This is a genomic window from Devosia submarina (assembly GCF_003056345.1).
GTDB classification, from domain to species: domain Bacteria; phylum Pseudomonadota; class Alphaproteobacteria; order Rhizobiales; family Devosiaceae; genus Devosia; species Devosia submarina.
In genome coordinates this window covers 50593-63152 of the sequence record NZ_PYWB01000013.1, presented here as the reverse complement: position 1 = coordinate 63152, position 12560 = coordinate 50593, and the positions used below count along the sequence as shown (strand labels likewise).

At 61.7% G+C, this 12560-nt stretch carries 13 protein-coding genes; 6 read left to right on the top strand and 7 right to left on the bottom strand.

The window, feature by feature from the left end; genetic code table 11:
• Nucleotides 1-615: 615 nt before the first annotated feature.
• The gene (locus DDE77_RS17430) at nucleotides 616-1398 is read right to left on the bottom strand and encodes a DUF3108 domain-containing protein (protein WP_157959921.1); all 783 of its coding nucleotides are present in this window, start codon (nucleotides 1396-1398) and stop codon (nucleotides 616-618) included.
• A 212-nt stretch (nucleotides 1399-1610) separates the two neighbouring features.
• On the opposite strand from DDE77_RS17430, the gene rpmB reads away from it, so the two are divergent.
• Together rpmB and DDE77_RS17420 are read left to right on the top strand one after the other, a co-directional pair.
• A complete protein-coding gene (gene rpmB / locus DDE77_RS17425) occupies nucleotides 1611-1898 on the top strand; it encodes a 50S ribosomal protein L28 (RefSeq protein WP_108398750.1) in 288 nt (95 codons plus the stop codon).
• A gap of 243 nt (nucleotides 1899-2141) precedes the next feature.
• The gene (locus tag DDE77_RS17420) at nucleotides 2142-2777 is read left to right on the top strand and encodes a VUT family protein (protein ID WP_108398749.1); all 636 of its coding nucleotides are present in this window, start codon (nucleotides 2142-2144) and stop codon (nucleotides 2775-2777) included.
• A gap of 174 nt (nucleotides 2778-2951) precedes the next feature.
• On the opposite strand, the gene DDE77_RS17415 is transcribed toward DDE77_RS17420, so the two are convergent.
• The 4 genes from DDE77_RS17415 to DDE77_RS17400 form a co-directional block, all read right to left on the bottom strand.
• The gene (locus DDE77_RS17415; protein WP_108398748.1) at nucleotides 2952-3947 is read right to left on the bottom strand and encodes an esterase-like activity of phytase family protein; all 996 of its coding nucleotides are present in this window, start codon (nucleotides 3945-3947) and stop codon (nucleotides 2952-2954) included.
• On the bottom strand, nucleotides 3944-5830 hold the full coding sequence (gene cobT / locus DDE77_RS17410; protein ID WP_108398747.1) for a cobaltochelatase subunit CobT: 1887 nt from the start codon (nucleotides 5828-5830) through the stop codon (nucleotides 3944-3946). The genes DDE77_RS17415 and cobT overlap by 4 nt, the downstream gene beginning before the upstream one ends.
• Before the next feature lie 133 nt (nucleotides 5831-5963).
• On the bottom strand, nucleotides 5964-6947 hold the full coding sequence (cobS, locus tag DDE77_RS17405; protein ID WP_108398746.1) for a cobaltochelatase subunit CobS: 984 nt from the start codon (nucleotides 6945-6947) through the stop codon (nucleotides 5964-5966).
• 225 nt (nucleotides 6948-7172) lie between these two features.
• Complete coding sequence (locus tag DDE77_RS17400) at nucleotides 7173-7808, bottom strand: J domain-containing protein (protein WP_108398745.1); 636 nt, start codon at nucleotides 7806-7808, stop codon at nucleotides 7173-7175.
• Nucleotides 7809-7851: 43 nt separating this feature from the next.
• On the opposite strand from DDE77_RS17400, the gene DDE77_RS17395 reads away from it, so the two are divergent.
• Entirely contained in the window at nucleotides 7852-8127 is a 276-nt protein-coding gene (locus tag DDE77_RS17395; protein WP_108398744.1) for a BolA family protein, read from the top strand.
• A 126-nt stretch (nucleotides 8128-8253) separates the two neighbouring features.
• On the opposite strand, the gene aroB is transcribed toward DDE77_RS17395, so the two are convergent.
• Nucleotides 8254-9363 (bottom strand): 3-dehydroquinate synthase, encoded by a 1110-nt coding sequence (gene aroB / locus DDE77_RS17390; protein ID WP_108398743.1) that lies wholly within the window; start codon nucleotides 9361-9363, stop codon nucleotides 8254-8256.
• A gap of 3 nt (nucleotides 9364-9366) precedes the next feature.
• Nucleotides 9367-9951: a shikimate kinase gene (locus tag DDE77_RS17385; RefSeq protein WP_108398778.1), complete on the bottom strand. Its 585-nt coding sequence runs from the start codon at nucleotides 9949-9951 to the stop codon at nucleotides 9367-9369.
• Nucleotides 9952-10100: 149 nt separating this feature from the next.
• Between DDE77_RS17385 and DDE77_RS20260 the strand changes: the two genes are divergently transcribed.
• From DDE77_RS20260 to DDE77_RS17370, 3 genes are all read left to right on the top strand, one after another.
• Nucleotides 10101-10397 (top strand): hypothetical protein, encoded by a 297-nt coding sequence (locus DDE77_RS20260; protein WP_425430762.1) that lies wholly within the window; start codon nucleotides 10101-10103, stop codon nucleotides 10395-10397.
• Complete coding sequence (locus DDE77_RS17375) at nucleotides 10394-11302, top strand: site-specific tyrosine recombinase XerD (RefSeq protein ID WP_108398742.1); 909 nt, start codon at nucleotides 10394-10396, stop codon at nucleotides 11300-11302. Before DDE77_RS20260 ends, DDE77_RS17375 begins: the two co-directional genes overlap by 4 nt.
• Before the next feature lie 218 nt (nucleotides 11303-11520).
• Entirely contained in the window at nucleotides 11521-12474 is a 954-nt protein-coding gene (locus DDE77_RS17370; RefSeq protein WP_108398741.1) for an acetyl-CoA carboxylase carboxyltransferase subunit alpha, read from the top strand.
• Nucleotides 12475-12560 lie beyond the last annotated feature (86 nt).

The window sequence follows — 12560 nt, the reverse complement described above, 5'->3', positions numbered from 1 at the left end:
GAATCGCCTGAAGATGAAGGGGATGTAAATGCGTCTTCCTGTTTAGGGCTGAAGCAGATTTATGGCCAAAGCGGCGGCGGGCTTGGCGCCGCAACCGGAACTTAAACGAAAAACATCGTTGACCGTGCTGATATGAGACACACGCGGTCGTCACCCGCAGGCTTGACCCGAGGGGTCTTGTTGCGGCGCAGAGCGCAAGTGAAACGCCCTTGGGTCAAGCCCGAGGGTGACGAATGGTGGATGGGAAGGCTATCCCGGATTGGGACAAGTTAAGCTCTGAGCGGTCCAAGCATTTACCCTTGGTGCAAAAGGGGAACGAACGGGGACAGAATCGAGCGTTCGGGTTTGTTCACCGCAGGATGTAGTGTTTGCGCAGGCCAACAGGCACAAAGCTGAGCAGCGCAGCGGCTGCTTTGGGCCGGGATCGCCAAAATGCTGTTCATGTCAGTTGCGAAACTCCTAATTTCGACTGTTGGCGCGCGAATCTAAACCGCTGATTGCGCGGCGTCGGCGCAAACAAAAATGCCGCGTTAACGGATGATCTCCGTTGGCGCGGCACTTTCGAAGTGTGCTGAAAAGGAAAAAGCCGTTGACCGTCCCAAATCGGGAAGGCGGCTAATAGCTCATGCCCGTGAGCACCATGGAAAGATCGCCCATATTGGTGCCCAGAAGGACGCGATAGGGGATGAAATAGCCGGTCTCGCCCAAGGGAGCGTACCAGATCACGATGCGCTCGCTATCGGCCAGGTAATTGGTGATGTCCGAGGAGGTGAAATGGCCTGAAACGGGCTGGTAATCCACCGTGCACAGGACCACGGGGCCCTGGTAGCCCGTGCGGGGCGAGTTGGCCTGTTCCTCGCGGGCAAAGCTCATGGCGATGTTGAAACGTTCAACACCGGTAAAGATCCCCATCTTGCGCTGGCAGAGGCTCTTGTCGAGCGCGCCACCCTTGAGCACGAACGCCGAAAGGAAATCGCCGGCGCCGCTCAGATGCCGGCGCTCGATCGGGACGCGGTCATAATTGTCGATGATGGGCGGCTCGACCTTGAACGAGGACACATTGCCGCCCGCAAAGGATACGTCCACCGAGAAGGTTTCTCCGCTGGCGCGGGTTTGCAGGTCAAACCCTTGCGAAACGAGGCTGTTGCCGCTCGAAATGCCCTGGGCGCTGGCGCGGGCCGTGCCGCTCGCGACAACCGCGCCAAAGCCGGCGACGTTGGCGGACAGATCCAGTGAGTAGGCGCGCTCATTGTCCGTGAGACCAACATCCATCATGGCGATGTTGATGCCGCCCAGTGTCAGGACATAGCTGGCACGGGCCTTTACCTCGGCAGCGCCAGCGGGCAGGGACAGCAGAAGGGCGAAGGCGGCACCAAGGGCAAGGCGAAACTGGGTCAATGGCTGGGTCCCGGCGGGAAAAACGAATCGGTTAATGAAACCGAAACTGCCCGCGCCGCATGGCTGGCGCAAGGCGCTCGCACGGCTTTGAGCAGGCTTTGCCTTGACGCGGGCGCCCCTTTTCTCTAAAGACGCGCCAGATTTCACAACAAATGAGGCCCGTTGCGGTTTGAACCGCCACGCAGGACCTTTACACTATCTAGGATACGAAAATGGCACGTCGCTGCGAACTGACCGGTAAAGGCGTTATGACCGGTAACAATGTTTCCCACGCCCTGAACCGCACCCGTCGCCGGTTCCTCCCGAACCTGCTCAACGTCACGCTCCTGTCGGATGCGCTGAACCGTCCGGTCAAGCTGCGCATCTCGGCTGCTGCCCTGCGCACCGTCGAGCACCGCGGTGGGCTCGATGCGTTCCTCCTCAAGCAGGCCGATGCCGATCTGTCGCCCCTCGCCCTGGGGATCAAAAAGGAAGTGCGCGCGGCCCTCGCCACGGCATAAGCGTAGCTTTCCGAAGAATTTCAAGCCGCGTGGAGTTAGCGCTCCACGCGGTTTTTGTTTGCGCGGGGTTTTTTCCACTCACAGCGCATCACCCTCGGGGCCGCATTTAGTCACAAGGGAAGTGTAGAACCCTTGGGGCAGGCCCAAGGGTGACGATTGAGTGGGTGGTAAGCCTTGCTGCTCACTGCTAAAGAGGCGGCGCACCGGTCTCTTGCCGGCGGCGTTCAACAGAGGTGCATTCTCATGCTGGCTCGTTTCCTGGCGGCTATTGCTGCCATGGTCGCTATTGTCGCGGCTTCCAATATCCTTGTTCAATATCCGTTTGCGGTCCAGCTCGGCCCGGTCAATCTGGGCGATATCCTCACCTGGGGCGCCTGGACCTATCCCGTCGCGTTTCTGATTACCGATCTGACCAATCGTGCGTTCGGCCCGGCCAAGGCGCGCATTGCAGTTTTGGCGGGCTTTGCGGTGGCCGTGATCCTGTCGATCTACCTTGCGACCCCGCGCATTGCCATTGCCTCGGGCTCGGCATTCCTCCTCGCGCAACTGCTCGACGTCTCCGTGTTCCATCGTCTGCGCGACGGGGCTTGGTGGAAGGCGCCGATGTTTTCCTCGCTGGTGAGCTCGGCGCTCGATACGATGATCTTTTTCAGCCTGGCCATGGCGCCGGTTTTCGCGGGGCTCGACACCATGTTCGGCCGGGAAGACAGCTCGCTGGCTTTCCCCGCGCCGTTTCTGGCCGTGGGCCCGGAAGTGCCGCTCTGGGTGTCGCTGGCCTTCGGTGATTTCCTGGTGAAGCTCTTGCTGACGGTGCTGATGCTCGCGCCCTACAAGACCCTGCGCGGGTGGCTGGCGGGACGGAGCACGGTGGCGGTTTAGCGGGCGTTCGCCTTCTGCGTCGCCGTTATCACCCGGCTTGTCCGGGTGATCCATTCTTGCGCGGAGATTGTTGGATTGCCCGGACAGGCCGGGCAATGACGATGGGTTATGGGTGCCGGGTCGCACGAAGTGGGACGCTTGTTTAAAGTCCCGGTAACATCGGGGATGGTCCGGTCAGTCCGCCAGCGCGAACTCCAGCAGCAGGCTGCGCTGCCAATCGTTGAAATTGTTGTCCGAGCCAATGACGATGCGCGTTTCGCCATCAGGGGCGGTGTGCACCAGTAGCGATTCCATGTTGTCGATGGAGCCGCCGGTAGCCGAAAGGAGCAGTTCGCCATCCATGATGGCGCCGGGGCGCACTTCGGCGGCCGGGATGCGGCGCAGATTCATGACGAAACTCAGCATGGACACCCCGCGCTCGAGAACCAGAAGATCGCCATTCGGCAGGAACTTGCAATCGGTGGGGTTGACCACCGGCGTGTTCACAAGGCCGATCGGGCCCTTGTCGTTCTGTCCCAGGAGCCAGCCGCGGTGGTTGCCGTTTTCGTCCAGTGCTTCTTCGGCCAGGATCAGCGTTGAGCCGGCAATGGGTGAAGCCGGCGGCGCAATACAGAGCGATTCAATGCTCTCGTTGGTGCGCAAATCCGTGAGCCATTGAGGAATGGCGAGTTCGCGCGCGGCACCACTGGGGATGCCGCCGGTCAGCTGGAAGTCGGCGACACGGGTCAGGTTTTCAAAGCCCACCCGCACGGCAGCGGCGGCACCATTGCGATAAACGGTGTCGACACTTTCTGCGTCCTTGGCATATTGGCGCGGCAAGGGCTCGCCCTTGGAGTTCTCCATGGGCGAGATGCGCACGCCAATAAAGCCGAACAGCCGATTGGCATCGTCATAGGCCAGATGGCCGGAAACGAAATTGCCGCGATCGCTGACGAAAGTGACCTGGTTGTTGGGCCCCGTCTGGGTGAGGCCCGACAGGCCGCCAAAAGTATCGTCCTGCGACACCATGGCTATGCCGCCGCGAAAAACGAGCTTGTCGACAGGCTGATCGAGCCCTGCATCCTTGAAGCGGGTGACGGGCGCCGCGCTCACCGTGACTTCCACGGCGCTGGCCGGCAGGCTGACGCCAACCAGCAGCAGCGCCAAGGTGGTGAGCAGCCGGCTGGTCATCCCCGGCCGCGCCGCCTTGTTTGGCCCGGCAATTCCTCGTCAAACAGCGCTGCCAATTCGTCTGTCAGCGCACCCGCCAGTTCCTCGGCGTCCAGCAGCGTCACGGCGCGACGGTAATAGCGCGTCACATCATGGCCGATGCCCACGGCCACCAACTGGATGGGGGAGCGGGTTTCGATGTCCTCGATGACCTGGCGGAGATGGGCTTCAAGGTAATTGCCGGCATTGACTGATTGCGTAGAGTCATCGACGGGAGCGCCATCGGAGATCACCATCAGGATGCGGCGCGCTTCCGGCCGGGCCATCAAGCGCTTGCGCGCCCATTCGAGCGCCTCGCCATCGATGTTCTCCTTGAGGAGCCCTTCGCGCATCATCAGGCCCAGATTGCGCCGCGCATGGCGCCAGGGCTCGTCAGCGGCCTTGTAGATGATGTGGCGTACGTCGTTGACGCGACCTGGATTGGCCGGGCGACCGGCTTCAAGCCAGGCTTCGCGGGACTTGCCGCCCTTCCAGGCGCGGGTGGTGAAGCCCAGGATCTCGACCTTGACGCCGCAGCGCTCCAGCGTGCGCGCAAGAATATCGCCACAGATCGCCGCGATGGTGATCGGGCGGCCGCGCATGGAGCCTGAATTGTCGATCAGCAGCGTCACAACCGTGTCACGGAAATCGGTGTCGTTTTCCACCTTGAAGCTCAGGGCCTGCATCGGGTCGGTGACGACACGGGTAAGGCGAGCCGTATCAAGCAGGCCTTCTTCAAGGTCGAACTGCCAGCTCCGGTTCTGCTTGGCCATGAGGCGCCGCTGCAGCTTGTTGGCCAGGCGCGCCACGGCCCCAGCCAGGTTTTCGAGCTGCTTGTCAAGGAGGGTGCGCAGCTGGTCGAGCTCGTCGGGCGGGCAAAGTTCGGCAGCCTTGACGATCTCGTCGAACTTGGTGGTGAAGACCTTGTAGTTGAACTGGTTTGTGAGTTGTGTGCCCCCATCCTTGGCGGGTGGCGGCATGGGCGCGTCTTCGCCCGCTTCGGCCGCCGCGTCCTCGTCGGTATCGGCCATGTCGGACTCGATACCTTCAACGTCCCCGGTTTCTTCCGAATCGCCGGCCTGCTCGTCTTCGGAGCTGTCCTGGGCTTCGTTTTCGCCTTCGCCCTGCTCGGGGGATTTGTCGGCATTGTCGCCCGATTCAGGCTCCTGGTTCTCGCCTTCCTCGTCGGCATCGTCCGCGTCGCCTGCTTCGCTGTCGGGCACGAGGTTTAGGTCGCGCAGCAGCGCCTTGGCAGCCTTGGAGAACTCGTCCTGGTTCTCGTAAAGGCCCAGCAATTGGTCGAGCGACTTGCCGCCCTTGCTTTCGATTTCGCTGCGCCAGAGATCCACCAGCGCATGGCCCGATGGCGGCACGGGCACGCCGGCGAGCTTTTCGCGCAAGAGGAGTCCCAGCGCCTCGGCAATAGGGGCATCGCCCTTGTCGTCCACCTCGGCGAAATTGGCGCGGAAGAGGCGATCTTCCAGCATTTCGCCGATATTGCCGATCATCCCAGGCATGCGCACGCATCCCAGGGCTTCCACACGGGCCTGTTCCAGCGCATCGAACGCTGCGCGCGCCTGCGGGTCCATGGGGGAGCGCTTGCGGTGGGTTTCAGGATCGTGGCTGGCAAGGCGCATGGCCATGGCATCGCCCTGCCCGCGGGCAATGGCGATGTCGCGCCGCGTCGGCAGGCGGGGCAGATTAGCGAGGCGCGCCTTGTCAGAGGTCAGCAACGGCCGGTCGGCGGTAAAGGTGACTTCAAGCTCGGGCTTGCCGCCAATGGCGCGCACCGTTGCGCCCATGGCGGATTTGAACGCCTGGGTATGGTCGGGCCTATTGGCTTTGCTGCGCGGTGGTTGTGCCATGTCAGATGTCCAAAGCGGGCCCTATGCCACGCCCTCGTCCTTCGACAAGCTCAGGATGAGGGCTACTGATTGGTCACATTGCCCCAGTAGACCTCATGGTGAGCCTGTCGAACCACGAGGTCGTGCTGCGAAATTACGCCGTGACAGCCAAATTCGCTGACGATTCCGGCAAATCTTCCCCGAACACGCGCTGGTAGAACTCGGCAACCACAGGGCGTTCGAGTTCGTCGCATTTGTTGAGGAAGGTCAGCCGGAAGGCAAAGCCGACATCGCCACCAAAGATCTGGGCGTTTTCTGCCCAGGTGATCACGGCGCGAGGGCTCATCACGGTGGAAAGGTCGCCATTGATGAAGGCCTGCCGGGTGAGGTCGGCCAGGCGCACCATGTTGTTGATCAGCTTCTTGCCCTTGTCATTTTCGCCATAGGCTTTGTTCTTGGCGAGCACGATACCGACTTCCTTGTCATGGGGCAGGTAGTTGAGCGTAGTGACAAGGCTCCAGCGGTCCATCTGGCCCTGGTTGATCTGCTGCGTGCCGTGGTAGAGGCCCGAAGTATCGCCCAGGCCGATCGTGTTGGTGGTCGCGAACAGGCGGAACGCCGGGTGAGGCGTGATCACGCGGTTCTGGTCAAGCAGGGTCAGCCGGCCGGCGACTTCCAGCACGCGCTGGATCACGAACATGACGTCGGGGCGGCCAGCGTCATATTCGTCGAAAACCAGGGCGACATTGTTCTGCACGGCCCAAGGGAGGATGCCGTCGCGGAATTCGGTGACCTGCTTGCCGTCCTTGAGGACGATCGCGTCCTTGCCGACGAGATCGATACGCGAGACGTGGCTGTCAAGGTTCACGCGGACCAGCGGCCAGTTGAGGCGCGCCGCGACCTGCTCGATATGGGTCGACTTGCCCGTGCCGTGGTAGCCCTGCACCATGACGCGGCGGTTGAACTGGAAACCAGCCAGGATCGCAAGGGTCGTGTTGCGGTCGAAAAGGTAATCCGGATCGGTCGGCGGGACGTGGGAATTGGCTTGGCTATAGCCCATGACCTTCATGTCGGTATCGATACCGAACAATTCCCGGGCCGAATATTCGGTGTCGGGCAGATTGGCGTACTCGGTCATGGCAAAGCTCTTGGCGGAATAATCAAAGGCGGGAATTCGGGGGGCTCTATAGCAGGATTGTCACGGGGGCGGTAGACGCAGGCTTGTATATGTTACGGGAGCAAAAGCCCCGCAAGATCGTCATTGCCCGGCTTGTCCGGGCAATCCATCCCTTGGTCCCCAGACCATGGATCACCCGGACAAGCCGGGTGATGACGATGGCTGAAAGAGCTTTTTGTACCCAATCTACTTCGCCACGAACCCCGCTTTCTTGAGGTGCGAATAGGCCGCGATGATTGCGCGCAGGCGGTCTTCGGAGGATTTGTCGCCGCCATTGGCGTCGGGGTGGTGGATCTTGACCAGGGCCTTGTAGGCGCTCTTGATGGCGTCGGACTTGGCGTGGCCAATGATGCCCAGGGTTTCAAGCGCCCGCCGGTCCTGCTCGTGGAGCGGCTTGACCCGTTCGGCGGCCGGCTTTTGCGCCTGGCGGTGGCGGTATTTGGCGAACACGCCAAACGGATCGCCATATTTGTCGCCTGGCCGTAAATTGGACGCAGCAGCGCGGGCTGCGCGTGAAGTGTGCATTTGCGGATTGCCCGTGGCAAAGCTCGAGCGGGACTCGGCCTTGGGAGGCGTATGCAGCGCTTCCTCGAGCTCGTCCTTTTCCATGCCGGCGAAGAAATTGTACGAGGTATTGTAGTGTCGGACATGTTCCAGGCAGAAATGGTGGTACTGCCCCTCGCCGCGGTGGCCCTTGGGTGCCTTGTATTCGCCGGGCTTGTCGCAGCCCTCCCATTCGCACATTTGTTCGACCGCTGCAGGCTTCTCTTCCTTGCGGGGTTTGATGCGAATGGAATCAAAGATCTTGGAAGACAGTTTCATTCTCGCCTAGTTAGGTGCCAAACCGAATAGAAAGCCCGCCCTCATGAGCGTCACAGACACCCTGATCAGCAAGCTAACCGACAGATTTGCCCCCGCTTTCCTCCAAGTGCTCGACGAATCGAACAAGCATCGAGGACACGCCGGGTGGCGGGAGGGTGGTGAAACCCATTTTCGTGTCAGAATCGCGACCCGTCATTTTGACGGGCTGAGCCGCGTTGCGCAACACCGCGCGGTGATGGAAACGCTGGACGCTGAACTCAGGGATCGCGTCCATGCACTGGCCATCGATGTTTTACCATTGGGTGGCCCCTACGAATAGAGGCTTCACCTGATTGCGTTGCCTCATGGTGAGCCTGTGGAGCCATGAAGGCGTGGCAGACAGGGCTCCACACGCTCAACCTCGTGGTTCGACAGGCTCACCATGAGGTTTCTGGGGGTGTGGCGCCTAGCGCATGTCCTCCAGAAATGCGGAAACCACCGCAGGATTGACGTTTTTCTCGATAAACGCCTGCCCGATCCCACGGGTGAGGATAAAGGTCAGGGCACCGCGCGAGACCTTTTTGTCCTGCGCGATAGCCGCCATCAAAATGTCGGTGGACCCCAGCGTGCCGGGGATGTCAGCTAATCTGGTGGGCAGACCCGCCTTGTGCAAGTGCTGGATGATGCGCCCCGTATCTTGTGATGGAGCAAGGCCCTGGCGGGCGGAAAATTCATGCGCCAGCACCATGCCGATGCTGACGCCCTCACCATGAAGGAGCCGGTCGGAATAGCCGGTGTCTTTTTCGAGCGCATGCCCGAAGGTGTGCCCAAGATTGAGCAGCGCGCGTACGCCGAGCTCGCGTTCATCCTCGATCACGACGCGCGCCTTGTGGCGGCAGCAGCGGGCAATGGCTTCGCCGCGTGCTGTGCCGCCCGCAAAGATCTCGGCCTGGTGTTCCTCGAGCCAGAAGAAGAAGTCTTCATCATCGATGAGGCCATATTTGACCACTTCGGCATAGCCGGCGGCGAACTGGCGGGGATGGAGCGTGTCGAGCGTGGAAAGGTCGGCCAGAACCAGGCTTGGCTGGTGGAAGGCGCCGATCAAATTCTTGCCATGAGGCGAATTGATGCCCGTCTTGCCGCCGACGGAGCTGTCGACCTGCGCCAGAAGGCTCGTGGGCATCTGCACGAACGGCATGCCGCGGCGCGCAATGGAGGCGGCAAAGCCCGCAAGATCGCCGATCACGCCACCACCCAAGGCAATGACGAGGTCATTGCGCTCGAGCCGGGCCGCGAGAATTCCCTCCACGGCCTGGCCGAGATAGGCCCAGCTCTTGGTGCTTTCACCGGCCGGGAGGATGATTTCGCTGTGTTCAAGGCCTGCCGCATCGAGGGACGCAGTGAGACGTCCTAATTGCGCCTTGGCGACGGTTTCGTCGGTGATGATGCCATAACGGCGGCCGGGGAAGCGCTCGGCGAGCAGGGCGCCGGCTTGGTCCAGCAAACGGTCGCCAATCAGGATGTCATAGGCGCGCTCACCCAAGGCAACGTGGACTGTGTGGGCTATATCGGCCATGGGTCAATCCTGGCGCTTGAGGAAATGCAGCACGGCGTCGATCACGTCATTGGCGACGACGTCCTGGGGGACATCGCGGCTCGAGACGGTGAGGTCGGCTTCGGCATAGATGGGGTAACGCTCCTCGATCAGCTTTTCGAGCGTGGCGCGCGGATTGGCGGTCTTGAGAAGCGGCCGGTTGGAGCGGCGCGAGACGCGCTCAAAAAGAATATCGGCATTGGCCTTGAGCCAGACGGAGATCGCCTCTCCCTTGACCAGGGCACGCGTTTCCCCATTGACGAACGCCCCGCCCCCGGTCGCCAAAACAATATCCCTGTCCTTAAGGACACGGGCAATGACACGGGTTTCCCCGGCGCGAAATTCGGCCTCCCCACGCTGCTCGAACATTTCGGGAATGCTCATTTGTGCGGCTTTTTCGATTTCCTCGTCGCTGTCGAGAAATTGCCGGCTAAGCTTGGCCGCGACACGCCGGCCAATGGTCGTCTTGCCCACGCCCATCATGCCGACCAGGACGATCGGCTTGCCGGCAAGGCGTTCCACTAATTCTTCGGCGCGGGCCTGTCGCGTTGCCGCGTCGGGACGGTTCACCAATACGCTCCCCAGATGATGCCGCTATCAACCCGCACGGGCGGGTGCTGTCAAGAAGCTGGACGCTATAGCCTGTGTTATGGTGCCATGCCTACCAAACAGAAACCATTTCCCTCTATATAGTCCCAAAACCAAAGCGCCGGAATTTCATGCCCACTTTGATCCGCCTTCTTATCACGCTGCTTTTCCTTGCTGGCCTCGTTTATGCCGGCATGATTGCGCTGATCAGCTTTGTCGAGCCCACGCCCAAGGAAGTAACGGTCCGTATTCCCTCGCGCGACCTGCTGGGTGGAGGCGCACCGGCCCTGCCCGGCAGCGCCCCGGCGCCTGCAGCGCCCGCGCCGGTTGAACCGCCTCCGGCTGAGCCAGCACCAGTGGGCAATGCGCCCGAGGGCACCGGCGCCAATCCGGGCGCTGCCGAAGAAACCCTGCCTGGACAGCCATGAGCGGCCAGCATCTGATCGGCGCTTTTCTGGAAATGATGAGCGCCGAACGGGGCGCGGCCAAGAATACGATCGATGCCTATCGGCGGGATCTGAGCGACTATGCGGGCTTCGTTGCGGGGCGCAAGCAGACGCTGCTCAATGCAAGCCGCGACAGTGTCAACGCCTATCTCGACCAGATCCGGCGCGATGGGCTTTCGGCATCCTCAAGCGCCCGCCGGCTTTCGGCCATCCGGCAGTTCCACCGGTTTTTATGCGCCGACGGGATCAGGGGGGATGATCCGACGCGGATCGTAGCCAGCCCCAAGCCGCGGCGCGCCTTGCCCAAGGTCTTGAGCATTGCGGAGGTCGACAAGCTGCTTTCAACGGCAGAAGAGGAGGCCAATGCGCCTGCCGAGCCGGCGCAGCAGGCGGCGGCCCTGCGGCTCTATGTGTTGCTGGAACTGCTTTATGCCACGGGGCTGCGCGTTAGCGAATTGGTGAGCCTGCGCCGTCAGGCCGTAATGCGGGACACGAGTTATTTGACGGTTGTGGGCAAGGGCAGCAAGGAGCGGGTCGTCCCGCTCAACGACCGGGCTCGTGATGCGCTCAAGGCTTATCTGGGAACGCTTGACCCGGGCCCTTTCTTGTTTCCGGCAGGCGGCGCGGAGGGGTATTTGTCGCGCCAAGTGTTTGCCCGGGATCTGAAATCGCTGGCAGGGCGCGCGGGGATCAGTTCGGCCCGTATTGCCCCGCACGTGTTGCGCCATGCCTTTGCGAGTCATCTGCTGGCCGGTGGGGCGGATCTGCGCGTGGTGCAGATGCTTTTGGGGCATGCCGATATTTCCACAACGCAGATCTATACGCATGTGCTCGATGACAAGCTGCGGGATCTGGTGGAAACGCACCATCCGCTGGCACAGGGGTAGTGGCCTCGTTCTGAGGGTTGATAGCTCCACTCGCGCGACCTCGTGGTTCGACAGGCTCACCATGAGTCTTTAGCCAATTGGCAAGGGCTTTCCGCACGCGATTGGCAACAAGTCTTGACTTGGCGTCGCCTGATCGTCACTTTCCGGCCACTTTAGGGCGCAACAGCAGCGGCCGAATTCATGGGTCGCGAACAACAGACCCCTAACGGGCAGGTGGGATGCAGTCTTATCTCGATTTCGAAAAGCCGGTCGCCGATCTGGAAGGCAAGATCGCCGAGCTCAAGGCCATGGCGGCAACGGACCAGGCCGTCAGCATTGACGAAGAGGTCAACCGGCTCTCGAGCCGGGCCGAAGAGGCCCTGGTGGAAATCTACAAAAAGCTTACCCCTTGGCAAAAGACCCAAGTAGCGCGCCATCCGCAGCGCCCGCATCTATCCGATTACATCCGCACGCTGATCACCGAATGGCAGCCGCTGGCCGGTGACCGCAAATTTGCCGAAGACGCGTCCATCCAGGCCGGTTTTGGCCGGTTCAACGGGCAGCCTGTTGCCGTGCTGGGCCAGGAAAAGGGCAATTCCACGGAAACGCGCCTCAAGCACAATTTCGGCATGGCGCGGCCGGAAGGCTATCGCAAGGCCGTGCGCATCATGGAAATGGCCGACCGGTTCAACATTCCGGTCCTTTCCTTTGTGGACACCGCGGGCGCCTATCCCGGGATCGGCGCCGAAGAGCGCGGGCAGGCCGAGGCCATTGCCCGCTCCACGGAAAAATCGCTTGAACTGGGTGTGCCCAACATCGCCATCATCATCGGCGAAGGCGGCTCGGGCGGCGCCATCGCCATTGCGACGGCCAATCGCGTGCTGATGCTGGAGCATGCCATTTATTCGGTGATCTCGCCCGAAGGCGGCGCCTCGATCCTCTGGCGCGACGCCGCCAAGGCGCAGGATGCGGCGACCAACATGAAGATCACTTCCGCCGACCTTCTGGGCTTCGGCGTGATCGACGCCATTATCCCCGAGCCGACCGGCGGGGCGCACCGGCACCCCGAAACCGTCATGGCGTCGACGCGTGATGCGATTGCCGCGTTTCTGGCGGACTTTGCGGGCAAGGGGCGGCTGGAAGTGCGCGAGCACCGGCGCGAAAAGTTCATGGCGATCGGGACGGCGCTTTAAGGGCTTTGGGGCTACCCCCCACCTGGCCTCCCCCTGAGAGGGGGAGGGACTGCTTAGTGCACTTGGCACAATCGCGGTTTGACTCT